19 protein-coding genes, 1 tRNA gene and 2 pseudogenes are annotated in these 24,353 nt (G+C 47.8%); 10 read left to right on the top strand and 12 right to left on the bottom strand.

Going from position 1 to position 24,353, the window contains the following annotated elements; translation table 11 throughout:
* Nucleotides 1-179: 179 nt before the first annotated feature.
* Both R3B84_05165 and R3B84_05170 read right to left on the bottom strand, forming a co-directional pair.
* A tRNA-Sec gene (locus R3B84_05165) sits at nucleotides 180-274 on the bottom strand.
* Nucleotides 275-316: 42 nt separating this feature from the next.
* A complete protein-coding gene (locus R3B84_05170; protein ID MEZ6139945.1) occupies nucleotides 317-994 on the bottom strand; it encodes a hypothetical protein in 678 nt (225 codons plus the stop codon).
* 109 nt (nucleotides 995-1,103) lie between these two features.
* Here R3B84_05170 and R3B84_05175 point away from each other — a divergent pair, with 109 nt between their 5' ends.
* Both R3B84_05175 and R3B84_05180 read left to right on the top strand, forming a co-directional pair.
* Nucleotides 1,104-1,634, top strand: coding sequence for a hypothetical protein (locus tag R3B84_05175; protein ID MEZ6139946.1), 531 nt, complete (start codon nucleotides 1,104-1,106; stop codon nucleotides 1,632-1,634).
* Nucleotides 1,635-1,744: 110 nt separating this feature from the next.
* Nucleotides 1,745-3,562 (top strand): glycosyl hydrolase family 28-related protein, encoded by a 1,818-nt coding sequence (locus tag R3B84_05180; GenBank protein ID MEZ6139947.1) that lies wholly within the window; start codon nucleotides 1,745-1,747, stop codon nucleotides 3,560-3,562.
* A 10-nt stretch (nucleotides 3,563-3,572) separates the two neighbouring features.
* Here R3B84_05180 and R3B84_05185 read toward each other — a convergent pair whose 3' ends face one another.
* From R3B84_05185 to R3B84_05205, 5 genes are all read right to left on the bottom strand, one after another.
* Nucleotides 3,573-4,895 carry a DUF4147 domain-containing protein gene (locus R3B84_05185; GenBank protein MEZ6139948.1) on the bottom strand — a complete coding sequence of 441 codons (1,323 nt, stop codon included), beginning with the start codon at nucleotides 4,893-4,895 and terminating at the stop codon, nucleotides 3,573-3,575.
* Nucleotides 4,888-5,514: a flavin prenyltransferase UbiX gene (locus tag R3B84_05190; GenBank protein ID MEZ6139949.1), complete on the bottom strand. Its 627-nt coding sequence runs from the start codon at nucleotides 5,512-5,514 to the stop codon at nucleotides 4,888-4,890. Before R3B84_05190 ends, R3B84_05185 begins: the two co-directional genes overlap by 8 nt.
* A gap of 69 nt (nucleotides 5,515-5,583) precedes the next feature.
* Nucleotides 5,584-7,056 (bottom strand): sulfatase, encoded by a 1,473-nt coding sequence (locus R3B84_05195; protein MEZ6139950.1) that lies wholly within the window; start codon nucleotides 7,054-7,056, stop codon nucleotides 5,584-5,586.
* Between the two features lie 54 nt (nucleotides 7,057-7,110).
* The gene (locus R3B84_05200; GenBank protein MEZ6139951.1) at nucleotides 7,111-7,464 is read right to left on the bottom strand and encodes a S41 family peptidase; all 354 of its coding nucleotides are present in this window, start codon (nucleotides 7,462-7,464) and stop codon (nucleotides 7,111-7,113) included.
* Nucleotides 7,439-10,339, bottom strand: coding sequence for a PDZ domain-containing protein (locus R3B84_05205; protein MEZ6139952.1), 2,901 nt, complete (start codon nucleotides 10,337-10,339; stop codon nucleotides 7,439-7,441). The genes R3B84_05200 and R3B84_05205 overlap by 26 nt, the downstream gene beginning before the upstream one ends.
* 369 nt (nucleotides 10,340-10,708) lie before the next feature.
* On the opposite strand from R3B84_05205, the gene R3B84_05210 reads away from it, so the two are divergent.
* The 8 genes and pseudogenes from R3B84_05210 to rpe all read left to right on the top strand — a co-directional run bounded on the left by R3B84_05210 (nucleotide 10,709) and on the right by rpe (nucleotide 19,623).
* On the top strand, nucleotides 10,709-12,490 hold the full coding sequence (locus tag R3B84_05210) for a hypothetical protein (protein MEZ6139953.1): 1,782 nt from the start codon (nucleotides 10,709-10,711) through the stop codon (nucleotides 12,488-12,490).
* Between the two features lie 76 nt (nucleotides 12,491-12,566).
* On the top strand, nucleotides 12,567-12,833 hold the full coding sequence (rpmA, locus tag R3B84_05215; GenBank protein ID MEZ6139954.1) for a 50S ribosomal protein L27: 267 nt from the start codon (nucleotides 12,567-12,569) through the stop codon (nucleotides 12,831-12,833).
* Between the two features lie 297 nt (nucleotides 12,834-13,130).
* A pseudogene (locus R3B84_05220) lies at nucleotides 13,131-13,469 on the top strand (DUF1559 domain-containing protein).
* 112 nt (nucleotides 13,470-13,581) lie between these two features.
* Nucleotides 13,582-13,977: pseudogene (locus tag R3B84_05225) on the top strand (DUF1559 domain-containing protein).
* Nucleotides 13,978-13,995: 18 nt separating this feature from the next.
* Nucleotides 13,996-14,103 (top strand): hypothetical protein, encoded by a 108-nt coding sequence (locus R3B84_05230; GenBank protein ID MEZ6139955.1) that lies wholly within the window; start codon nucleotides 13,996-13,998, stop codon nucleotides 14,101-14,103.
* Between the two features lie 142 nt (nucleotides 14,104-14,245).
* Nucleotides 14,246-16,564: a BatA domain-containing protein gene (locus R3B84_05235; protein MEZ6139956.1), complete on the top strand. Its 2,319-nt coding sequence runs from the start codon at nucleotides 14,246-14,248 to the stop codon at nucleotides 16,562-16,564.
* Entirely contained in the window at nucleotides 16,564-18,939 is a 2,376-nt protein-coding gene (locus tag R3B84_05240; protein MEZ6139957.1) for a glutamine amidotransferase, read from the top strand. The genes R3B84_05235 and R3B84_05240 overlap by 1 nt, the downstream gene beginning before the upstream one ends.
* A gap of 18 nt (nucleotides 18,940-18,957) precedes the next feature.
* A complete protein-coding gene (gene rpe / locus R3B84_05245) occupies nucleotides 18,958-19,623 on the top strand; it encodes a ribulose-phosphate 3-epimerase (GenBank protein MEZ6139958.1) in 666 nt (221 codons plus the stop codon).
* A gap of 14 nt (nucleotides 19,624-19,637) precedes the next feature.
* Here rpe and R3B84_05250 read toward each other — a convergent pair whose 3' ends face one another.
* The 5 genes from R3B84_05250 to R3B84_05270 form a co-directional block, all read right to left on the bottom strand.
* Nucleotides 19,638-20,330: a radical SAM protein gene (locus tag R3B84_05250; protein ID MEZ6139959.1), complete on the bottom strand. Its 693-nt coding sequence runs from the start codon at nucleotides 20,328-20,330 to the stop codon at nucleotides 19,638-19,640.
* 20 nt (nucleotides 20,331-20,350) lie between these two features.
* The gene (locus R3B84_05255; protein ID MEZ6139960.1) at nucleotides 20,351-20,911 is read right to left on the bottom strand and encodes a 3-isopropylmalate dehydratase; all 561 of its coding nucleotides are present in this window, start codon (nucleotides 20,909-20,911) and stop codon (nucleotides 20,351-20,353) included.
* Between the two features lie 31 nt (nucleotides 20,912-20,942).
* Nucleotides 20,943-21,404, bottom strand: coding sequence for a hypothetical protein (locus R3B84_05260; GenBank protein MEZ6139961.1), 462 nt, complete (start codon nucleotides 21,402-21,404; stop codon nucleotides 20,943-20,945).
* A 60-nt stretch (nucleotides 21,405-21,464) separates the two neighbouring features.
* Nucleotides 21,465-22,727 carry a tetratricopeptide repeat protein gene (locus R3B84_05265; protein ID MEZ6139962.1) on the bottom strand — a complete coding sequence of 421 codons (1,263 nt, stop codon included), beginning with the start codon at nucleotides 22,725-22,727 and terminating at the stop codon, nucleotides 21,465-21,467.
* A 187-nt stretch (nucleotides 22,728-22,914) separates the two neighbouring features.
* On the bottom strand, nucleotides 22,915-24,348 hold the full coding sequence (locus R3B84_05270; GenBank protein MEZ6139963.1) for a DUF1501 domain-containing protein: 1,434 nt from the start codon (nucleotides 24,346-24,348) through the stop codon (nucleotides 22,915-22,917).
* Nucleotides 24,349-24,353 lie beyond the last annotated feature (5 nt).

Genomic DNA, 24,353 nt, shown 5'->3' on the forward strand with positions numbered 1-24,353 from the left:
CAAAAAGGAAGAATCAACCAGCACGCCAGGTGCGGTGATTGTTCAGTACATATTAATGACGCAATAAGTGAATTTTTGTTCCCTATTTTTTGAATTTTTGTGTAATTATTTTCAGAAAAATACAAAGCTGATCAGTTATATTTGATTTAAATTATATAAATTTGATGTAATTTATAACACGGAAGTGGATGGGAATCGAACCCACAAAGAGCCTTATTCAGACCCTTCAATAGTTTTGAAGACTATGGCCAACACCAGTTGTGCAGACACTTCCACCATTCAGTGTGCGGAAGTGAAATGATTTGGCAAGCAAGAATTAACGCCTAATGCGCACAGTGGGAACTTCTTTTTCCAGTGCCTGCGCCCCATCGTTGGTAACCCGCGTGTTGATAGCGTTCAATTTTTCAAGCTTTTTCAGGGTTTGCAAAGCACCCACCCCACGGTCGCCAAAAGCAGTCGTGTTCACAGAAATTGTCTTTAAGGCTGGGAATTCTGCTAGAAAGGGGCCTGCTTTATCGGTAATCAGGGTGCTCGTAAGATCAATTTCTTCCAGATTTTCCAGCGACTTCAAATGGCTGACACCAAGATCGCTGATTTTACTTTCTGCCAGATACAAGTAACGCAATTTTGTTAATTTGGCGATCTGTGGCATGCTGTTGCTGGTTAATTTTGCTGCGTGTAATTTCAGTTTGACCAATTCGGTGCAGGTTGCCAGGTAAGGCATGGCACGATCAGAAATCATCGAAGCATCGTTCACCGTTAACGAATATAGGGCAGGGGATTTCTTCAGTTGTGACAGTTGCAGATCGTTCAATTTGTCAAAAGTCACTGCCACTGACGCAGGGGAATGTTCATCTTCAACAATCTCCACAGTACCCTGCATTTTGGTCACCAAAGTTACCAGATACTTTCGCTGAGCATCAGTAATCTCTTGGCTATATAAGCAATTTGTAATTAAGATGGTGGGCACCGCAGCGTAGAGCAATTTTTTCATCGGAGAGTGAGGTAGGTAGGTTCAGATAATGCACTATTATAACACTAACTGTGTGTTGTCAAAATAACGGACACGCACGATAAATTATGAATAAATATGAGAGCGACCGATGAAATGGATCATTCCTGTGCTCCTGGTGGCGACTGGATATTCCACAGCAGCACCAAAAATACCTGTAAAAAAACTCCCCCCACAAGTTCATGGAATTGGGGTCTATAGCTCGCTTGATCGAGACAGCAAAAAAGTAATCGTCAAAATTCAGGATTCCAAAGCACCAATCATTCTGGTACTTTCAGCCTACGATTCAGTGAAGTGGGAGATCGTAGCACCAAAAGGTGTCGTTCGGCGGGTCATTGTCAGCGGCTACCACCTGCAGGAAGTCAGTGGGTTGGAAAAAACAGTTCCTATCGACAATACATCGTATGATGCTGGGGACAAAACCGGTTATTTCTATTGCTATCGGGCACCCGTCAAGGTGAATCCGAAAGGCCGTGTGATCACCTCACGGCAGAAAATGTACGATAAAATGCTTGAAAAGATTAAGGTTTATTCAGATTCAGAACTCACGTCGTTTCAAGGTCAATACAGCTCGAAAGAATTTCAAATTCCCAAGTCAGACCCTTTTGAAGAACAAGAATAATTTTCAATTTCCAATTTTATTGTGCGCTTTCTACCTAGAAATGGCATTGCAATTGAAGTACTTCTGGAGCACAAAACCATGTGGAAAATTTCTGCACTACTGACATTGACATGGCTGACAAATTTATCCGCCAAGCCCCACGAATATCCCAGGGTGGTATTTCCTGCGGATCAATCAGTTGTCAATGTGCGGGATCTGGGTGCGAAAGGGATGGAATCACAGACGACACCGCCGCACTGCAAAATGCCCTCGACCAGACTTGCACACGTGCGGGTAAAGGTACTCGGATTCTGTATTTGCCCGATGGCACGTATCGAATTTCCCAAACTCTCGTGGTTAATCGGAACCAGAATGGTTCCGGTTTGGGGCCGTGGATGTATGGCGAAAGCCGCGACGGTGTGATAATCCGCCTGATCGATGGTGCCAAAAACTGCACTTCGGTGATTCGCACTCACCCCACCGATGAAGGGAAAACTTCTGCCAATTGGTTCATGCGGAACATCAGAAACTTGACCATCGACGTGGGCAACAACCCACAGACCGATGGCATCCGCTATATGGCCACCAATACAGGCATGATTCAGAATGTAAAAATCATTGGTACTGGCAAAAATGGTATTAACGCCTCATTTGTAGGAGAAAGCGGTCCCAATCTGATTCAGGATGTCACCATCGACGGCTTTGATGTAGGAATTGCTTCGGCCTGGATGTATGGTCAGACACTTTCCAGAATCCGCATTTCAAATTGCAGAAAAACAGGTATTACAGTGGTGGCCAATGTGATGGCCATTGAAGATCTGGAAGTAATCAACACACCTCAGGCACTGTTTGTCGATTATCCCAACGACTGGCATTGGTGGTCGGGAGTGGTGTCCATCATCAATGGTAAATTTGCAACCACCAATTCCCAAGAGGCAGCCATTCGCAATCGTGGAATCCTGTTCGCCAGAAACATCGAACAATCTGGCTATCAACAGGCAATCGAAAGCAGCACTTCCGCAGGTAATGTGTCAGGCAAAATAGTGAAAGAATACTCATCCCACGGGATTACAAAACTGTTTGCAGACAGTGATGATCATTCATTGAACTTGCCAATCAAAGCGGAACCAATCTTCGCGTGGGAAACGAATCCGAAAAATTGGGTATGTGCCAATGATTTTGGTGCGAACAATTCAGATCGTGAAGATGACACAGCAGCAATCCAGAAAGCAATCGATTCTGCAGCACAGAACCAGCAAACAGTAGTATACCTCCGCGGTGCTGTGGGACCAGAACCGAACTGGTTTACCGTGAAAGGTGAAATCCGTGTTCACGGTTCCGTAAGGCACATTATTGGACTTGGTTTTGGGCGAGTGCTGGGAGGCAAATGGATAGTTGATGAATCTGCTCCGATTGTCAAATTCCAGCACCTGGACTCATTTGGTGGTCTGCCACCAACTCTGGAAAATCGTTCTAAAAAATCCACGATGGTGGTAGAAAGTTGCGGTGCGACCATTGTTGGAAGTGGCAAAGGGGATATTTTTGTCACCGATTGTCCCTGCAAAATTCGCATAGGGAAAAATCAGTCACTCTGGGCGAGACATTTGAATGCGGAAGGTGAGGATCAGGGATCACTGGTACGGAACGATGGTGGCACGATGTGGATTCTGGGAACTAAAAGCGAAGGGAAAGGAACGTGGTTTTATACGGGAAACAATGGCAAATCGGAAATCATGGGTGGCTATGAATACGCCACTCAGGCGATGGAAAAAGACGACAAAAGAGCAATTTTTGTTGTGGAGGAAGGCCAGATGTCGATTGCAGCTGTCCGTGAGATTTCATTCACTGGCAAGCCCCACCCGATCAAAGTCACAGAAGTACGCAATGGCGTAGAACAGTATTTCCGCAAATCAAATAGCTGGTCGTTGTTTACTGCTTCGAAAAAATGAAAAATAACGATTAAGCCTGTATCAGCACCACTCCAATATCCATCACATTAGTGCCTGTTAAACCGGTTTTTACTAAACCTTCGGTTTGTTCCCAAAAGTGGTAAGCATCATGCTCAGCTTGGAATTGATTGATCTTTAGATGTAACTGGTGTGCAGTCTGAAAAACAGTGAGATCTGCAACCGCACCCGCTGCATCTGTGGGGCCATCTTCGCCATCCGTACCCGCGCACAGGATCGTCAACCGATGCCATTCTTCATTGTTGAAATGCGATAGCAGGTGAAGGCACAATTCCTGATTTCGCCCACCTTTGCCATGATTTGGAGGCAAAGTAACCGTTGTCTCGCCCCCAAACAGAATGCAACACGGTGGGGCAACCGGCACCACATGTTTCAGCACACTTTTCACCACTGCGGCGACCGTACGTGCAACATGTTCTGCTTCGCCTTCAAAATACGAACCCAGATTCAGCACACGATAACCCATCACTTCCGCCTTCATGGCAGCAGCACCGAGTGCAAAGTGATTACTCCCCAGGATCTTATGTAAACCATCTGGTGGGTCTGTCTTGAGGGTTTCAGGGATTTTCCCTTGCTCTCCTGCTCGGAGATGTTCCTGCATGTCAGGAGGCAACAATTCCCACAATCGGTAACGTTTGATTACAGCAATTGCATCTGCAAATGTGGTATTATCCGCAGCAGTGGGACCGGAAGCAATCACATCGAGAGGGTCACCCACCACGTCCGAAATTACCAGACTGAAAAAAATGTCCCCTCGAAATGCCTGGGCAAGTCTTCCCCCTTTGATCCTGGAAAAGTGCTTGCGTACTGCATTCATTTCCTGAATGGTGCAGCCAGATTGTTGCAATGCTTTTGTAAGTTGCAGCTTCTGTTCCAGTGTGGCACCGTGGGGTGCGGGCAACAATGCAGAACCACCACCTGAAAGCAGACAGATACCCAGATCCCCTGGTTGGGCATCTTGAAATAACTGGATCATCTGCTCTGCGCCAGCCACACCAGCAGCAGTGGGGAAATTGCTCCCTTCTGGGCGACCCGGATGCAGAATGATATTGCCAGATCTGGTTGCCAAATTGCCTGGTATGTTCACAATACCGATACATTCAATATGTTTATCCGCAAAGAAATCAGCGGTGGCATGAGCCATCCCGACACCTGCTTTTCCCCCACCTACAACCAGAACTCTTTTTGATTTTGCCAGCTTCTGCTGAAAAGATAAATCGTGTTTAAGAAACTCTGTTACCAACTGGTACGGCTGAACGCGGGCAACTGCAGCGGAAAATATCTCCAGCACTTCCTGTCGTGGTGTGTTATTCATGCTCAATTTCGCTTGCTGTACCCCAGCGATTCAATAATTGGTGCGGAACTTCCAACTGATCGCATATTCTACCGACTACAAAGTTAACCAGATCATCAATCGTGCGAGGCAGGGTGTAAAAACCTGGCATGGCAGGCATCAGGATCGCACCTGCCTCGGCAAGTGACGTCATATTTTTTAATTGCACCAGGCCCAAGGGGGTTTCTCTGGGAACAACGATCAGCTTCCGGCGTTCTTTCAAATGCACATCCGCGGAACGATGGATCAGGTTTTGAGAAATACCATGTGCCACCGCAGCAACGGTACCCATACTGCACGGGGCGATCACCATCCCACCTGTCAAAAAAGATCCACTGGCAATCCCTGCCTGAAAGTTCTGAAAATGGTGGTATTGTAATCTGCTGGAATCCACATCAATCTTCAAGTGCTTAAAAATTGTCTGCACATCAAATGCCTTTAAATTGATCTTCAGACCCACTTCTCGATCAATTACTTCCGTGGCTGCGGGGCTAAGCACCAGATGAACCGTTTTGCCAGCATTCAACAGCACTTCCAGTAAACGGATACCATAAATACTGCCACTGGCACCTGTGATAGCCACCACCAGATCGTCACGCATTGTCAGATTCCTTAATTCGATATGCCTCCTGATAACCGTAATTTCTAGCCAGCCACAACAATAGAACCATCATTTTCGATATGCAATCCGTCCATTCTGTTTCGCCAAATCGTACTTCGGATTGATTGTGGGCAATTTGGCATCAACCTGTAACTGCCACTGATGTAATTTCTTCTGCAGATCCGCTGCAATATCAGGATGCTTGTTAGCCAGATTGATCGTTTCACTGGGATCATTCTGCAAATCGTACAATTCAGTGCGTCGATCTTCGAACCACTCGATCAATTTCCACTGATCCTGTCGAATGGCTGCTCCAGGCGCTCCACCCTGGTTGCCGTAGTGGGGGTAATGCCAAAAGATTGGTCGACTGGTCAATTCTTTTCCAGAAAACAGTGGCAAGAGACTGACACCATCCAATACCTGTTTTTCCAGTGGCTTGGCACCCGTAGCTTCAAGAATGGTAGGCATCACATCGGGGCTACTGACCGGAAATGCCGATGTCGATTTTTTCTGTATCTTGCCAGGCCAACTGATAATCAGTGGTTCACGAATGCCACCTTCATACAACCAGCCTTTCCCAGCACGCCACGGTACATTGGAGGTAGGCCAACCTTCACTGGTCGATAATCCACCATTATCACTTGTAAACAGAATCAAAGTATTGTCTGTGAGTTTCAATTCTTCCAGTTTTGTCAGCACTTTCCCCACAGCTGCATCCATTGCTTCTACCATCGCGGCATATATCGCGTGTTCCTGCACCAGTCGCACATCGCGAAACTGGTCCCGTCCCCACCTTGGCTGGAGCTGCATCTGTTTTCTTTTCAGTTCATACTTCTGCCGCAAATCATCGCGGGCCATCAACGGTGTATGAACAGAATAAAAGGATAAATAGGCGAAGAACGGTTTTTTCGCGTGTTGCTCAATAAATTTGTTCGTTTCTGTTGCCAGACGGTCCGGCAGATGTTCTCCTTCCGGGCCATCAGTCAATCTTGGGTTTCCATACGGGGAAAAGTATTTCTTCCCGCCGTATGGTCCACCACGATCAACACCACCTTGATTCACATCGAATCCCTGATTTTCTGGCCAAAATCCTTCTGGCCCCAGATGCCATTTGCCCGCAAAAAATGTGGCGTAACCAGTTCGCTTCAGCACCTTTGCTAACGTAGGGCTATCTAAGGACAAGCGATCGTTATAGGGTGCAGGCAACAGAACAGTGTTGCGATTCCATTGCTTCGGCTGATTTCCACCACCTGAATTGATATAATCGGTAATCCCGGTGCGCTGGGGCCACAAACCAGTCATCAAACTGGCTCTTGTGGGAGAACATACAGGGCATGCCGCGTAAGCATCTGAAAAGAGCATGCCGCTTTTTGCCAGGCGGTCGATGTTGGGCGTTTCGTAAAATGTGCTGCCGTAGCACCCAAGGTCGCGCTGGCCTAAGTCATCTACCAGAAAAACCAGAACGTTGGGACGTGCAGGCTCCTGGGCAACTACACCAAAGGATAAAAGAAGTAACAGCAGTGCAGAATGGAGAGGTTTCATGCGCTTTTCCTTCAAATGTTACAACAAGGGGCATGGGCAAGTGCAAGAGAAAATTTATCGTTTGGGGAATGGAGGCAACTTCGGCAGGTCTTTGCGTTCGGTCTTTAGTTTTTCAAGAAGTACTTCCACACCCTTCAGAAGTTGCTCATCGGTGCCTGAAAATTCTTTTGCTGGATCGTTATCCTGCACGATATCAGGATCAACGCCGTAACCTTCAATAATCCATTCTTTGCCAGCCACATCGACACGGCTGAATTCTGGTCGGTTTAATGTGCCACCATCAATCAATGGTAACGTCCCTCGGATCCCAACAACACCGCCCCAGGATCGCTTACCAATGAGTGTCCCCAGTTTGTGGTGTTTGAAGCGGTATGGGAATAAATCACCATCGGAAGCGGCTGAATTCATTCAGCAAACAAGCCATCGGACCATAAAAGGTGCCTTCAGGATTAATCTGTGGGACTGTATTTCGAGACATGCCCACCATGGCAATCTGGCGACGAAGCCTCTCAATCAGCATTGGCGAAACGTTGCCACCGCCATTACCACGCATGTCGATGAGCAGGGCTTTTTTGCCCAACTGTGGGTAATAGTGCTTCATGAACTCATTCAAACCATTTGCCAGCATGTCAGGCACATGAATGTAGCCGATTTCGCCCTTCGATGCTTCATTTACTTTCTTGATGTTACCCTGCACCCACTCGTGGTAATAGAGTGCTGCCTCATCGGCAATTGGTGTCACCACAACGGTGCGTGCACCTTTGATCACCGGAGTATCGTTGATGTGCAGAGTTACGGGTGTCTCCGCAGTATTGATCAGCAATTCGTAGATATTGCTTACTTCGTTGGTGGGTGTACCGTTGACCTGAACAATGTATTGGCCTGCAGAAATATCCACACCTGGTTCTGCGAGTGGGGACCGCAACTTTTTATCCCACGCAGCACCCGGCATAATTTTGTCAATCTTGTAGTAGCCCGATTTATCCTGGGATAATTGTGCACCCAGAAGACCCATCTTGATTCGTTCTACAGTGGGCACCTGACCACCACCAACGTAGGCATGGCCCACGTTCAGTTCGCTGATCATTTCACCAATTAAGTAGGTTAAATCGTTGCGGTGCTGGATATATGGCAACATCACTTCATACTTTTTCCTGACTGCCAGCCAATCTACACCGTGCATCCCGGGATCATAGAAAAAGTCACGCATCTGCCGCCAGCACTCGTGGTAAATCTGCTTCCACTCGTCCAGTCGATTGATCTTGACCTTCATCCCAGTAAGGGAGAGTGGGGAAAACTCGATATTCCCCTTCGGAAGGTCAATAATGCCATACTTACCATCGCGGGAAACCAGCATCTTTTTGCCATCGGCAGAAATCTCGTACCCCGCAGATTTGCCGAGAGAAAGTTCTTTGCGGCTCTTCATATCGAATGCAAAAAAGCCACCGGGTGCCTTCAATCCACCACGATTGTAAAAGAGCATATCCCCAGCGAACTGCAGATTACTGTAATTGGCAGATGCCACCGGCAACACCAATGTGCGTTGCTGCAAACCATTTTCATCTACCACGACGGTAACAGGAGTATCAGGTTTTGCTTCTACAGCACGCTCTTCATCCGTCAGTGGCTTCAAAGGATTAGGCGTGGCTTTTGCCAATGGAATCACATAGATTTTTTCCATGTCTGCATAAGCGTGGTTCCATTCAGTGGCACTATAAATCGGGTTGAAATCGCGGGCAGAACTGAAAAACAGGAATTTTCCATCGCGACTGAAACAGGGATTACTTGAAGCGAACCAGCCATCGGTGGCTTCAATCAGCTTTTTGGTGTCCAGTGCATACAGATAAACCTTGGACATGGTTTTCTCTTCTTCCTGGGCAAAGGCAATCCATTTAGAATCGGGAGACCATGTGTAGTCGCGGATTTCCCACGCCTTGGCCTGGTGCACCACGGTGACCTGCTTTGTCTTCACATCCACATATTGCAGGCGAAGTTTTTTATCCGACCAGGCTACCTTGGTGCCATCGGGCGACCAATAAAGTTCGTACTTGTAAGTGTCTGCATTTGTGGTCAGTTGGGTGGGCGTTGAGGACCCATCATGGGGCACCAGATAAATCTCATCTTCACCTGAAGCATCAGAAATGTAGGCGATTGTTTTTCCATCCGGGGACCATTTCGGGTTCCGTTCGTGGACGCCGGAAGTCTGTGAAAGTGCCCGCGTGCGACCAGGGCCACTTGGCACCGTAAATAGCTCACCGTGGGCAGAGAACAACGCACGCTTACCATCGGGAGAAATCTCAAAACTGTTGACTTCACCGGAAACATCCAGCAATCCGCCACGCGCCAGCCCACCATCGTTGATAATGCGAATCGAAATCTTTGTAGCTTGTTCTGTTTTCAGATCGAACTTGTAGATCCAGCCGCCATTTTCAAAAACAATTCCCCCAGCTCCCAAGGAAGGGAATTTGATATCAAATTCCTGGAACTGAGTCAGTTGTTTAGTTTGTTTGGTGCTTAAATCGTAACTGTATAGGTTAAAGCGTTTGTTTTTTTCTTCGCGATCCGAAATGAAGTAAACCTTTTGCTCGTGCCACATCGGAATGATGTCCTGGGCAGGATGATCCGTTAATTGCACTGTCGTTTTTGCTTTGAAATCGTGCAGCCAGACTTCATCTGCCATCCCGCCGCGATAGCGTTTCCATGTGCGGAATTCGCGAAAGACGCGGTTGTAAACCATCTTGGTATCGTCTGCCGAGAAACTGGCGAATCCCCCACGTGGCAGTGGGAGTTGCTTTGGCAGGCCTCCTTCCAGACTAACCGTGTACAACTGGCCAATGAAATCGTTGAACGAGGTCATGCGAGATCGAAACACGATCTCCTTACTATTGTTTTTCCAACCGATAACGATGTTATTTGGGCCCATCCGGTCGGCGATATCATCTCGTCCCAATGTGGCAGAGAATGTCAGGCGTTTTGGCGTGCCCCCTTCAGCGGGCATTACATACACTTCGGTGTTACCATCGTATTGTCCAGTGAACGCAAGCCACTTGCCATCTGGGGAAAACCGAGGGAACATTTCGTACCCTTCATGACTGGTCAGTTGTCTTGCGACACCACCATTGGCAGACACCGAATACAGGTTACCAGCCTGCATGAAAACCACCGTATCCTGGTGGATCGTGGGGAATCGCAGAAGGCGGGAATCGGCCTGTTTATCCTGTCCAAACGAAATGGGTAAAGCAAGCCCCCACAGAAATAAGCTGAACGGAATGAATCGGTACATCTTCACCACTTTGGTCAATTGAAAGCAATTTTGCATTGGTTTTAACTTAGGCAAGAGATTCTTTTTGTCCGGTTTACAGCAATAAAATCGATTTTGCCACTCCAATTAAGTAAAATTATGTACACAATGAACATAATATCATATCAAGCGCGCTGTCAACAGTTCGTTTGCACAAAAACAAAAATTAGAGCAAAATTTCACTCTGCGCATCCAAGTATTATATTTTACTCATTTGTTAGGTTTGATTTGCAGCCAAGCCCATGGAAGTGGTTGTTTTTGCTGAAATTGAATCGGTGAGTCTTGGAAAACGTCAGTTAGCAAATAATCCTTACTTCGTCACTAGTGTTTACCTCAACTGGGAGAATCTTCATGAGAAGTCGTATTTATGCGACCTTCATCGCGGTAATTGGGGCAAGTTGCCTTTCAGCCGCAGATGCAACATTACCTGATGGGAATTGGCAACTTTCTTATGGTGCCAGCCCATTGAATCTGAACGCAGTTTGCGTGATCAAAACTACCACCAAAGATGGCAAAACAACCGCAGAAGTAGTGGATTCCCGTGTGGGCTTTCCAGCGACATTCGATAGCTTCACCGTGAAAGATCAAGACATTTCGATCGTGCTCAAAGGTCAAGGTCTGACAATTCGCTTTGATGGCATAGTAAATCCGAAAAGCCCCAATGAAGTGAAAGGGTTCTTCGGAGATGACCGCTTGTCTTTCAAAGGTTTCTTAAAAGCCACGATGTCAGATAAAGTGGAAGCTCGTGTCACACCGCCAGAACCACCCAAGGAATATGCAGAGTACCGAAAGCTCGCCTCAGATGTTGTACGTGCACTGCAGGCACAACGCACTGCAACCACAGAAGAAGAAAAAGAGAAAGCTACCAAAGATCTTGCAGATGCTCAACAAAAGCAAAAAAGCGAAGGAAGCAAATTCCTCACCGAAACGATTGCAAAACATGCTGATTCTCCGTACGCTGCCATCGCAGCAGACGAATTGCTGACGTTGGCGCCTACCAGCAAAGCTTCGATCCAGGATGTTACCAGTTGGATGAACTTGCTTTTGGCTGATGCGAAATCGTATGGTTCCGTATTTTCAAAACGATACCAGGCCACCATTGCTGAAAAAGTGGTGGGGATGAAAGGCTACGAAGAAGCTGCGCTGGGATTATTAACTACGGCTGCAGCAGAACTGACAGACAAAGACGATCTGAATGTTCAGGCTCGTCTGTACAAGTCATTGGCGAAAGCACAAACTGCAGCCGGTAAAAAAGCGGATGCTGCCAAGACTACAGATAAACTAGTGGCCATTGAAAAGAAACTGGATGATGAGTACAAGGAAAAAGTACCCCCATTTAAACCTGCAATGTATGCTGGTCGTCAGGCAAAAGATGCCAACAAAGTAGCAGTAATGGAGCTGTTCACGGGTGCACAATGCCCGCCGTGCGTTGCAGCAGACGTTGGTTTTGATGCGTTGGAAAAGGCATACAAACACCAGGATCTGGTTCTGATTCAGTACCACATGCATATCCCTGGACCTGATCCGTTAACTAACCCCACCAGCGAAGGTCGCTGGGCATACTACCGCAAACTCTTCCCACAAGGCGTGCGTGGTACCCCCACTACGATCTTCAATGGTCGAATTGCTGCGGCTGGTGGTGGTGGTATGGCCCAATCTCAAGGTAAGTTCAACCAGTACAAAGAAGTCATTGATGAAATTCTGGAAGAAAGCACCACGGTAGAGATTACCGGAACTTCCAGCCTGAAAGGCGATGACATTGCTGTAAATGTGAACATCAAAGGGTTGAAAGGACTGAGCAAAGAACTGAAAATCCGCGTGTTGGTTGTAGAAGAATCGATCCGGTACGTCGGTGGCAATCAACTTCGCTTCCACCATCAAGTGGTGCGTGCAGCACTTGGTGGAGTCGAAGGAAAGTCCGTTACTGGCGATACTTTCAATGGTGATTTCACTGGCAAAATCAGCGAAATTAAAACCGAACTGGAAGATTATCTGACCAATTTTAGCAGGCCGTTTCCTAATCCAGATCGCCCAATGGATCTGGTGAACCTGAAAGCAATTGTTCTGGTGCAGGATGATGTTGATGGACGCATTATCCAGGCACAGCAGTTCGATTTGAAAGCTGGTAAGTAATTTGGTAAAAAGTAGTCGACGAACAGACAACTGTATGTATACTACACTGTTCAATTATTAATTGGGAGCTTGCTCAATGGCACATAAGAAAGGTCAGGGGTCTTCGAAAAACGGTCGCGATTCAAACGCACAGCGACGAGGTATTAAGGCTTACGGTGGTGAGTTTGTCACTGCAGGAAGCATCATTGTTCGTCAATGCGGAACTAAATTCCACCCGGGGAAGAACGTGAAGCGAGCCAAAGACGACACCCTGTTTGCACTGACCGATGGGTTTGTAATGTTCGATCAGAATAGCCGTCGCGTCAATGTGATGGATGAACGAGCCGTTCCTGCTGCCAGCTAAAGCACATTTTCGCTTATTTTCCTCCCGCACTGTACATTTTATGAAGCACATGCACTGTTATCGCAGTGTATATGTGGAATTTTTGTCACTTATCGCTGCTTCAATTGCTTAAAAAATAGGCACTCGTGCCTGTTTTTTGTCGCTAATGGATAGTTGCGAACCAATTCTTAACAAATTTTTGTCTATTTTCATTAGTAAACGATGATAAATGTCTAATTGGTACGAAGTCTGCAGTATAGTCTTATGTCGTCCGGAATTATTCAGTAAAGATCACTGAGAAGAATTAGGGGAAACTACATGAGTCAGCGTCGGAAAGGATTTACATTAATTGAATTGTTGGTGGTGATTGCCATCATCGCAATTCTGATTGGTTTGCTGTTGCCTGCTGTACAAAAAGTACGTGAAGCAGCCAATCGCTCGAAATGCAGTAACAACTTGAAGCAACTAGGTACCGCGTTCCACAACCATGAAGGAGTGTACGGAAGATTGCCATCAGGCTGGGTTGCGGAAACAGGACCTTATTCACGTCGCAGTACAACCACGGCCACAGGTTTTGATCATCGTCGCGAATGTTGGTTCCAACAAATTTTGCCTTACATGGAACAGGAAAACCTGTACAACCTTTATCAGGCAGATGGTACAGAATACATCCATCAGATGAACAATGTGATTTCCAACACCGTGATCTCCCACCTTTACCTGTCCATCGGACGGTGGTGCACCCGGACGTGGTGCCAATGGTGGAACCGTTGCGTTTCAAGCCAATTATGGCGTTTCCGCAGGTGGAGTTCTTTGGACAAACGGTGTTCCTAGCCAAGTAGATACTGGCAACAATGTAAATGCAGGTGGTATGTTTTTCGTTGATTCTCGCATGCCATTTTCTGGTGTGACGGACGGCCTGTCGAACTGCTTGGCAGCATCAGAAGGGGTCGTTCGCGCGAATGGTGTTGGTGCATGGGGCGAATTAGGTGGTGTCTGGGGTGGAGCACCTCACGGCGCTTTTGGCTTTTCGTCATTCCAGGTTCCGAACACAGCCGTGCCAGACCGCGTATATTCATGCAAATCGACTACCACTCCAAGATTGCCATGTGAAAATGGTTTTGCTGGAGGATTAGCTGGTCGCTGGAATTTTGCTCGCAGCCGGCACACGGGTGGCGTTAACGTGCTGATGGGTGATGGTTCTGTTCGTTTCATCTCGAACGGGATCACCCAGATCACCTGGCAAAAGCTGGGCACCATTGCCGATGGTATCCCAGACGGCGAATACTAATTGCTTGTTTCTCTGTTCGTGCCCCATTTTTCAGTAATTACCCAGATAGTTACCCCAGCCCATTGGAACAATTCCGCACCCAGGCATAGAATGACACTGGCGGTGCAGGTTTCCCAACTCCAGGTAATGTGACTGATCCTGAATGCTGTTTGCCATCACGGGATTGCCGATTTTGTTAACTGGAGCAGCGTTGGTTGGCGTTCCAGTTCTGCTCCATTTAATCATGAAGCAGGAACCAAAACGCCTCCTGTTTCCTGCATTCCGATTCCTGAAGCAAAAACAGCGAATCAATCAGCGAAAAATCCGATTGCGACATTTGCTTTTGCTGTTACTGCGTATCGGTTTGATCGCATTAATCTGTCTTTCTTTGTTTCAACCTAAAATTGTCAGCAAGGGGTTTAATCTACGCGGCAGTCAACCTGCAGCAATCGTTATCGTCATCGACACCAGTGCCAGCATGGGATACGTGCTTTCCGAACGAACTGGCCTGACGGAACAGCGACAGAACCAATTAAAAATGCTCGAAGAACCGGCAGACGGACCCTGGACCTGTCTGGACGAAGCGCGTGGACGAGCACTTGAATTGCTGGATGATGTCCCTGCAGGCAGCAAAGTTGCTGTGATTGACAGTGCGGATCGAGTGGAGCCCACCTGGAGCAACACGGTCGAGGATGCCCGAGATCGGATTCGTGCGATCAAACGCACCACAGCAAATAGCCGGACCATCAGCCAATCATTGGAATCAGCCTATCTCTTTTACAGTAAAACATCACTGAAAGCAGATTCGCAAACAGAAAACCTTCCCCGCTTACTAGCAGTCTTTTCCGACACAACCAGATCTGCATGGGATAACGAACAAAAGCAAACCCTGCTCGATTTGAAGGCCAAGGCTAAACAACCGGACATTTTTCACCTCTGGATCGATGTGGGGGTTGAAAAACCAGTCAATTGTCAGATCAGTAGTTTTCATATGCAGCCGCAGCTTCTGTCTACAAACCAACCAGCAGTTATCGATGTGGTGCTTCAGTCGACAGGACAACCAGTTAATAATATTGTGAAGTTTGTTGTCGATGGTAACGAACTGCAGCGGTTGCCCATAACTCTGGATGCGGGTGGTTCCACGACATTATCCTTCGTGGCACGCGACCTTCCACCTGGACTGCACGAAGCGGGTGTTTCTTTGGTGACATCAGATGCCCTCAACAGCGATAACGAAAGGTTTATTTCCTTTCGTGTGCGGGAGGCCCGAAAGATTCTGGTGCTGATTGATGATCCCGTCCACCAGTTATTGACAGGCTCCCTTGCCGTGGGCGACGTTCGCCGTGCACAAGCCTTTGCCTGGATTACCGCACTGGAATCGCTGGGCTGGTACCAGGCTGAGGTGGCTACCACGGCTGAATTTGCCACTGGCAACGTAAATCTGGCAAGTTACGAACTTGTGACATTAATGGCGTTGGATGCCCCCACCGACGAGCTTTGGAGAAACTTAAACGGCTATCTGAATAATGGTGGGCAAGTGATTCTGGTACCAGGTAACAGCACCATGAATCCGATCAACTACCGCACCGATGCAGCAATGGAAGTTCTGGCAGCGCGATACGATTTCTGGGAACAGATTGCTGTGGATCAACCAGCAATCTCCTGGGCCTGGGCAGCGATGAGCCCCCAACGTCCGATGCTGACACTATTTCGAAAAGTGAAAGAAACTTCAGATTTTTTTGATAACTTACCACCCGCAACACGGGGTTATTGGAAGTTGAATGCACCTAATCCTGATCGAGTAATTGTTACTTACAATGATGCGGCGATGCCTGACTTGAGATCACCCGCCATTCTTGAAAGAACAATCGGCCCACGCGGGACACTCATTCAGTTTACTACCCCGATGGGTATTGGCAGTGATGCACCCCACAACTACGCCACCAGTTGGTTTTATCTGGTGCTGGTGAACGAAACGGTAAGTTCGATGTTGGGAGATCAGCAGGACCGCAGTTTTAACTTTTACGGTGGCCAGAATGTCCTTCTGCCCTGGCCAACTGATGGCACAGATCAGGCATATTACCTTTCAGGCCCAGGTGTTGATACGACTGCGGCAGTCTTTCGCAAATCTTCCAGCGATCCCTATTTTCGATTGTCTCCAGATCGTACGGGTTATCAGGGCCACTTTCGAGTCGAATCGGAAGATCGCAAATTTCGCGAGGGATTCAGCATTAATATTCCTCCCAACGAAACGAATCTGGAGAGACTGGAGTCTGGATTAATTACCGAAATCATGGGTGAGGAATCGCTGGTTTCTGCAGATCGGGAATTATCCCTCGACGATTCTCTTCGCGGCAAAGTCAGCCAGCCGATTGAACTGTTCCCGCTGCTGATGATTGCTTTGTTGCTGTTTCTGGCATTTGAAAACTTTCTTTCGAATCGCTTTTATCGCAAGCGAACGGCAGAAGGTGGGGGGAAATAATGGAGCCAACCACCGTCTGGAAGATTGCAACTAATCCCGCGTGGCGACCTTTTACTGAAGCGGATCAGTATGGCTACATTGGCTTGGGTGTTGTTGCTGCCATTCTGGTCGGCCTCACCATCTGGACTTACCGAGGTTCCGGACAATCGACGCCTCGACGAATCACAATGCTGGTCACCCTAAGGTTAATGGCACTTGTGGTGGCAATTCTTGTTGCGTTAAGGCCTGCCGCCTCAATCACTGAAATTCCCAAATTGCCCTCCACCTTGATTGTTGTGCTCGATTCTTCAGAAAGTATGACCATCAAGGACGAACCCAACTCGACTCGATGGGAAACCGTTCAACAAGCCCTCAGTAAATCGGAAGAACTATTCAATCAATTGAAAAATGATCAGCAGGTAACCGTCTACGTTTACCATTTCAACAAGGATTTCAGCCCCAACACCGGCACGTATGATGCCCAGGTGGTACCGAATGGCAAAGCAACTGATTTTGCGACAATGCTGGATCAGCTATACATCAAGCACCAATCAGAACCACTGTTGCGTGGGATGATTGTGCTGAGCGATGGTGCAGATAATGGTACAAAGCCTGCATTACAGGAAGCATTACGATGGCGCGGAATTGGCTGCCCAATATACACCTTCGCTGTGGGACAATCCAGCACGACATCGAAAGAAAAAGATGTTGCCCTGACTTCAATTAGTCCGGATCCTTCACCAGTCCCCATTAAATCTGAGTTGAAGATTAAAGGTAAAATTAATGCCCAGGGGTTTGAGGGCTCCAAGATCAAAGTCCGCATGCTGATTGATGGAGAAATCAAAGCAACTGAAGAATTTCCTCTGCCGAATGCGGTCGATAATGAAATCGAGTTCACAACCAAGGCACCAGAAAAGCCTGGGGAAGTGAAAGTCAGCCTTGAACTGGTGGATCCGCCACTTAACCAGGTTACAGACCAGAATGATCGAATCGATACGTTTTTGACCGTTACCAAAGAAGGCGTTCGGGTTTTGGTGATTGCCAAAAGCGGGTGGGAATTAAAGCATATTCGACGAGCGCTAGCTTCTGACACTCGGATCGATTACGTGGAAGCGATTCGTTCAACGACAGCCCAAGGCACAATACAGGAAAATACTGCCTTTGATATTCAATCCCAGAATTATGATGTGGTGATTATCGGTGATGTGGCACCGGAAATGCTTACAGCCGTCCGTCCCACCATTCTGAACGAATTGAAGGAAATGGTGCTGGAAAAAGGGCTTGGATTCATGATGACCGGTGGGGCATACAGTTTCGCCGGAACCGCAGGCATTCCCGGTGCAAATGGCTGGAAATCCACCCCCATTGCTGAAATCCTGCCTGTGATTCTGCCGGCATTCGCACCCGCACTGATTTCTGAAACCACCGCTGTTTATCCTACGGAAGATGGCTGGATGGAATATATCACTCGTCTGGAACTGGATGGGCAAAAAAACCGCACTTCGTGGGAACTTCTTAATACGGAATACCTGAAACTGCGGGGGTATTCTGATTTGGGTCAGGTCAAAGCAGGTGGCAAGGTGCTGATCCGCGCCAATAACGCAACGAATGGTGCCCCACTGCTGGTCAGCCAGGAAATTGGTAACAATGGGCGGGTACTCGCCTTTGGTGCATCAGATACGTATTACTGGACTCAACCTGGCCCAGATCCGCAACAACGCAAACGTCCCGCGGAACTACACGAACGATTCTGGAAGCAGACTGTCCTCTGGCTGGCCCACCAGGACGAATTGGAAGGGAACCTGCTGGTGCGACCAGAATACCGACGAATTGTTCAAGGTGGGCAGCAAATTATTCGCATCAGTTTGAAAGACAAACAGGGGGATGAGATCAAAAACCCTGATTTTCGTTTCCAAATATTAAAGCCTGGTGAGAATGCCAATCGTGATGCAGCTCAGAAACCAGATCCCGACCCACGAGGTGGGGGAAAAGTGCAGTTAAAAGTACAAGATGTTGGTGAATTCACGGTGGTGGCGTGGGGCGAAGGTCTGGATCCCAAAGGTGAAAAAATTGCGGATGATGGCTCTGCCCGCTATGTGGTTTATCCGGATATTTCAGACGAGTTGATTCGACCTGCTGCCAATCCTGATTTTCTGCTAAAACTGGAAAATTCTGCCAATGGGTCAGCTCTGGATGCAGTGCGGCGTGCCGATCGATTGAGCAATTTTCTCGAAACTTTGATTGCGAATCCTCCCACGGTCGCAACACCGAAGCCCAAATCGTATCCCGACTGGCGGCGCGATCAACAAAAATGGTTCCTACCGTTAGTGCTGGTAATTTTCACAGCAATTCTGGTAGGTGAATGGGCCTTGCGCAGACTGTGGGGCATGGTCTAAGTTTTTGGAGATGTTCTGTTGAAACCAATTCTTGTCGAACAACTTGCTCCTTCAATACTTGCGGCAGATTTTGCCTACCTTGGTGATCATGTGCAGGCGGTAGACCAGGCAGGCTGTGGCCGTATCCATGTGGATGTGATGGATGGCCATTTTGTGCCGAACCTCAGCATGGGGCCGTTGGTGGTGGATGCTCTTCGTCCGGTCACTCAAAAACCTCTGGAAGTTCATTTGATGGTTACAGAACCGGAGAAATTTCTGGAGTTGTTTGCTAAAGCTGGTTCAGATACTATTATTTTTCACCAGGAAGTGGTGCAGGACCCACGATCATTGATTGAAAAAATCCGCGAACGTGGCTTGAAAGTGGGCATGGCCATCAATCCGGGAACCGATGTTTCCGTACTGGAACCATTTTTAGCACACCTCGATCTGGCACTATGCATGACTGTCTGGCCTGGTTTTGGTGGGCAGGCATTCATTCCGGAAAGTATCCCACGGTTAGAAAAATTGTCGAAATTAATTGCGGATTCTAATCCAACATGTGAACTGGAAGTGGATGGCGGGATCGATACCCGTTCCATTCGGCAATGTTTCGACGCGGGTGCGACAGTTTTTGTGGCAGGTACTGCCATTTTTCACAAAAGCATCACTCCAGCCGAAAAAATCAAACTGCTGCTTGAATGTTAACGAAGTTTGAGCGTTCACACCCCACGTGCCTGGGGGTCCCAGATAAACTTATGCATCTGTAACTGCATCCGAATTGGCAAGCCGCTGTCTAACACCCACGTGGCGAGATCTGCAAGGGTAACTTTGCCAAATACTGCACTTACCAGGACTTGAAAGCGGGTATGCAGATTATTTTCTGTTATTTGTTTGATTGTCCAGGTGAAGTCTTCCACACTGGCAATAACAAACTTAATTTCGTCGGTCTTTTTCAGTAAGTCCAGATTCGGCCAGTAGTTACGTTCGGCTTCCCCACTATCTGGGCATTTCAAATCCATGATCACATGAACCCCAGGTGGAACATGTTCCAGAGATTCTGCACCACCTGTTTCCAGTAATACTTTGTAATCCAGTCTGCACAATTCTGACATTAATTCAATAGTTCCGTGCTGCAGAAGTGGTTCCCCACCGGTCAGTTCCACCAATCGGGTCTGAAAACTGGCCACTTTCGTAATAATATCTGCGATGGGAATCCACTCACCCTGGGTAAAGGCGTGGGGGGTATCGCACCACGTACAGCGTTGACCACAGACACTGGTACGCACAAACACGCACGGCCAACCAGCGTAATGAGATTCTCCCTGGATGCTGCGGTAAATTTCGTGGATCAGCAACTGATCGGGCTTTGAATCCTGGAGAAGTCGCAGGCGGTTTTCGGGATAAGTTTGCATTTGCAAAGGACTTCGGTCGATTACTTTAACATCCCGACGCGGCGTGCGTATTCAAAAATTCCACCCGCTTCAATAATCGGCACCACATCGCCAAGCGGCTGCAAAGACCAGGTATCTTTGGTGGTCAGATTTGTCACCAGATTTTGTTCCAGATCGACCTGAAGCTGGTCGCCTGTGCAAATCTGATCAATCAATCGAGTGGTTGATTCACAAGGAACCAGATACCCACCGTTAACACTGTTGCGGTATAAAATCCGTGCGTAAAACTCAGCAATCACCAGCGAAATCCCCGCTGCGGCTAACGCAATCGGTGCGTGTTCGCGAGAAGACCCGCAGCCAAAGTTTTTTCCAGCGACAATAATCTGAAAATCAGAAATGTACTCATCTGCTGTATGGAAAGGTGTATGTCCTTTTGGCAGTCCCATTTGTGCAGATGGCACACCGGAAAGGGCGAATTTGCCGAACATGCGGTATTCTTCAGGAATCGCCGGATTGTATGTAAGGAATTCTGCCGGGATGATCTGGTCCGTATCAACGTTATCACCCAACACCAGACATCGACCTTCAAATATCGTCTGCATTGTCTAACCAGGAAATCTTCAAAATACTATTCTATGACGCAGAGGATGATTGAGCAGGTTCAGGCAGGATTAATGGTTGTCTTCCAGAACGATGCCGTAAACGGTTAATCGTGCTGACAACGCCCCGTCTGCGGAGAATCCAAAGTTGCATGCGGCGTTTCCCGCGAAAACTCATTAATGTAATCCCTATTAAAATAGTAAGGATTCCCTGGCCCGGTACACCAGGCAACGAAAGTAGGATTCCCAACAAGATCAAAATGGTACCAGCAATATTTTTGATGATCGCCAACAGAATGAATCGCCATGAGTATGTTTGGGTTTTATCCGTGTCTTTGGAAACAAAGTAATCCGCAGGAATCCGCACCAATAGCCAGCCCACCAGAAACAGGCTGATCATGGCGAAAAGAAAGCTTCCAATTCCAATGGATAACAGAACTTCTGTCCGGAACAGCACCGGTGGGAGCTGTCGTTGAATCCAATCGATAATACTCATTAATCCTAAAATTATTCTCAATTGAAAGATTGCAATATTGTAATGTTTTTATATGGTGATTCAGGAATGAAATTCTGGAGTTACCCGTAGTGGGTGCCGTTCAAAAAACAGGTCAGCATGTTGCTTGTATAACGTCCGTTCTTCCGGTTTTTCAGCTAATTCCACGGCACGCTCTGCCCATTTTTCAGCTTCTACGAAATTACCGATTTCTGCATTGGCTGCGGCCAGTGTGTCCAGGTAAGTGGCAGTAAGAAACTCCGTCAATTCGCACGCACGTGTGGCACATTCCACCGCACGTCGCCCGTTGCGAAATACCCGATCAGGCACGGTACTCCAGATCCAGCCCAGATAGTTGAAAGTCACAGCACTATTCGGGTCACACTTCAAGGCGGCAGTGTGGTCCCGCACTGCTTTGGCATAATCGTGCATGTAATAGTGAAAAGTTGCACGGATATTGAAAAGGTGGGCAGAATTTCCGTGTATTTCAATCGCTCGATCAATCGCCTGAAACGCTTCTGCATGTTGCCCGAGGTGCCAATAACATTCCGCAAGATACTCCTGGGTGGAGCCATTTTCCGGTTGCAGGCGATAGGAAATCTGAAAATCGGCCAAAGCTGATGAGTAATCTTTCATCGATTGATACACCAGCCCACGGCCGTTGTGCAGTTTCACTGATTCGGGGTCTTTTTCGATTCCGGTGCTGAAATCGTTCAAGGCTTGCTGGTATTGCCCTAATAGCCAGTTGGCAGTCGCGCGCCGCATCCATGGGTAAGTTTCGTCAGGTCGGATGGCAATTGCCTGAGTGTAATCGTCCACAGCATCAATTACATCATCCTTCTTCATCCGGACATCACCACGCCAGACGCGATATTGGAACTCACCTTCCGGATTAAGCTGGATAGCTTTGCTGAAATCGAGATCTGCCAATTCACATGCACCGCGTGATTCGTGTACGCGGCCACGCAATGCAAAGAGGTCTCCACGTCCCTCATCAAGCGATATCGCACGGTTGCAGTCAGCAATCGCCTCGGAATATTGTTTTTGTCGTAGAAAAAACTGGGCTCGGTCGTAAAGTGCATCCACATCATCTGGTTTGAGACGGACTGCCATATCCAGATCGGCAATCGCCCGTGGGACAGACCCGTGTTCTACAAATGCAATCGCACGCAGGCGGTAGCCGGCTGCCACGTCCGGTTTCAGTTTGATTGCCTCAGTAAAGTCATCAATGGCATCTTTCCAGGACTGGGATTCCATTCTGGCGACACCCCGCTGACAAAATTCTTCGGCAGTTTGTGGGTTGAATTGATCGAAATTATCGGACATTACTTCACTTACGGATCATGCGGGCGAAAAAGACACTATCAAAATCAATTATATTCCGTTCGTGTTGAACTGAGGCATGGGTTGGCAAAGAAGTCTTGCAAAGCTGGAAATTGTGATTGATTGATGATTCGTGGCTGGCTTGATGTTCAATAAACAGTGGGAGAGCAGGGGGATTATGAAAATTTGCTCATATTAACTTTTTGATTGGCTCAGCACCTTCGACGCCGACCAGTTTTTGATCGAGTCCACCATAGAAATAGCTTAATTTGTTCGGATCGAGACCCATCTGGTGGAGAATGGTGGCATGAAGCTGCTTCACATGAGTGCGTTCGCTGATGGCGGCACTGCCCAGTTCGTCGGTTTCTCCCACAGAAACACCTGGTTTAATCCCACCACCTGCCATCCACATGGTAAAGCCATAGGCATTGTGGTCTCTACCAGTTCCTTTGGCGTATTCTGCAGTGGGTTGACGGCCAAATTCCCCACCCCATACCACGAGTGTGCTGTCCAACATACCCGTTCGCTTCAAATCTTTCAGAAGACCAGCAATTGCCTTATCAGTATTACCGGCATGCTTCGTGTGATTTTCCACCATGTCGGAGTGGGCATCCCAGTTATCATCATTGTGGGCCCCACCAGAGTAAATCTGGACAAATCGGACCCCACGTTCCACGAGACGGCGGGCAAGCAGGCATTTTCGCCCAAAATCTTCCGTGCGGCTGCCATCAATGCCATATAAGTCAAGCGTTTCTTTCGTTTCCTTCGAAAAATCGACCACTTCCGGAGCGGATTTCTGCATATTGTAAGCTAGTTCGTAACTGGCTATTCGTGCTTGAAGTTCGCTGTTATCGGCACGTCCCGACTGCAAGTGGGCTTCATTTTTCTCCCGCAATCGATCCAGCAACGCCCTTTGGGCGGCTGGTGGGATGTTGGATGAGGGTTTCAGGTCCAGAATGGGGTTTTCAGTGGCACGCAGTACGGTGCCCTGGTAAGTGGCAGGCATGTAGCCACTCGACCAGTTTTTTGGGCCACTGATCGGCCCACCTTTGTTGTCGAGCATGACTACAAAGCCGGGCAGGTTCTGATTTTCCGTTCCTAATCCATAATTCACCCACGATCCGAGACAGGGATTACCACTGAGGATTCTCCCACTGTTCATCATGAGCATGGCAGAACCATGAATGGGGGAGTCTGCGTACATGCTGTGGATAAAGGAAATATCATCTACGCATGTAGCAACATGTGGGAACAGATCACTGACCCATTTTCCTGTCTGGCCATATTGTTTGAACTTCCATTTTGGGCCAACCACCCGCCCCTGGTTGCGGTGCCCCCCACGTCCGAAGGTTTTTACTTCAATAGTCTTTCCATCGAGTGGGTAAAGTTTCGGCTTGTAATCAAAGGTATCCACATGGCTGGGGCCACCGTACATAAACAAAAAGATTACACTTTTCGCTTTCGCATGAAACATTGGTTTCTTCGCTGCTAAAGGCGATTGATACGCTTCTTTGGCGGTGGCTTCGTTGCCCATTAAGCCTGCCAGGGCGACAGAACCAAAACCGGCACCCGCTTCCCAGACGAATTCACGTCTGGTTCGACCACAAAATTGCTTCTTTTTCATATCGA

The sequence above is a fragment of the Zavarzinella sp. genome (assembly GCA_041399155.1).
Lineage (GTDB): Bacteria > Planctomycetota > Planctomycetia > Gemmatales > Gemmataceae > JAWKTI01.

Excerpts from the sequence above, each read along its gene's own strand:
- R3B84_05210 (MEZ6139953.1), top strand. The coding sequence starts at position 10,709 with ATGAGAAGTCGTATTTATGCGACCTTCATCGCGGTAATTGGGGCAAGT.
- R3B84_05240 (MEZ6139957.1), top strand. The coding sequence starts at position 16,564 with ATGGAGCCAACCACCGTCTGGAAGATTGCAACTAATCCCGCGTGGCGA.
- R3B84_05260 (MEZ6139961.1), bottom strand. The coding sequence starts at position 21,404 with ATGAGTATTATCGATTGGATTCAACGACAGCTCCCACCGGTGCTGTTC.
- R3B84_05265 (MEZ6139962.1), bottom strand. The coding sequence starts at position 22,727 with ATGTCCGATAATTTCGATCAATTCAACCCACAAACTGCCGAAGAATTT.
- R3B84_05255 (MEZ6139960.1), bottom strand. The coding sequence starts at position 20,911 with ATGCAGACGATATTTGAAGGTCGATGTCTGGTGTTGGGTGATAACGTT.
- R3B84_05235 (MEZ6139956.1), top strand. The coding sequence starts at position 14,246 with ATGCTGTTTGCCATCACGGGATTGCCGATTTTGTTAACTGGAGCAGCG.
- R3B84_05170 (MEZ6139945.1), bottom strand. The coding sequence starts at position 994 with ATGAAAAAATTGCTCTACGCTGCGGTGCCCACCATCTTAATTACAAAT.
- R3B84_05190 (MEZ6139949.1), bottom strand. The coding sequence starts at position 5,514 with ATGCGTGACGATCTGGTGGTGGCTATCACAGGTGCCAGTGGCAGTATT.
- R3B84_05250 (MEZ6139959.1), bottom strand. The coding sequence starts at position 20,330 with ATGCAAACTTATCCCGAAAACCGCCTGCGACTTCTCCAGGATTCAAAG.
- R3B84_05205 (MEZ6139952.1), bottom strand. The coding sequence starts at position 10,339 with ATGTACCGATTCATTCCGTTCAGCTTATTTCTGTGGGGGCTTGCTTTA.
- rpmA (MEZ6139954.1), top strand. The coding sequence starts at position 12,567 with ATGGCACATAAGAAAGGTCAGGGGTCTTCGAAAAACGGTCGCGATTCA.
- R3B84_05195 (MEZ6139950.1), bottom strand. The coding sequence starts at position 7,056 with ATGAAACCTCTCCATTCTGCACTGCTGTTACTTCTTTTATCCTTTGGT.
- R3B84_05185 (MEZ6139948.1), bottom strand. The coding sequence starts at position 4,895 with ATGAATAACACACCACGACAGGAAGTGCTGGAGATATTTTCCGCTGCA.
- R3B84_05175 (MEZ6139946.1), top strand. The coding sequence starts at position 1,104 with ATGAAATGGATCATTCCTGTGCTCCTGGTGGCGACTGGATATTCCACA.
- R3B84_05270 (MEZ6139963.1), bottom strand. The coding sequence starts at position 24,348 with ATGAAAAAGAAGCAATTTTGTGGTCGAACCAGACGTGAATTCGTCTGG.
- R3B84_05180 (MEZ6139947.1), top strand. The coding sequence starts at position 1,745 with ATGGCTGACAAATTTATCCGCCAAGCCCCACGAATATCCCAGGGTGGT.
- R3B84_05200 (MEZ6139951.1), bottom strand. The coding sequence starts at position 7,464 with ATGAATTCAGCCGCTTCCGATGGTGATTTATTCCCATACCGCTTCAAA.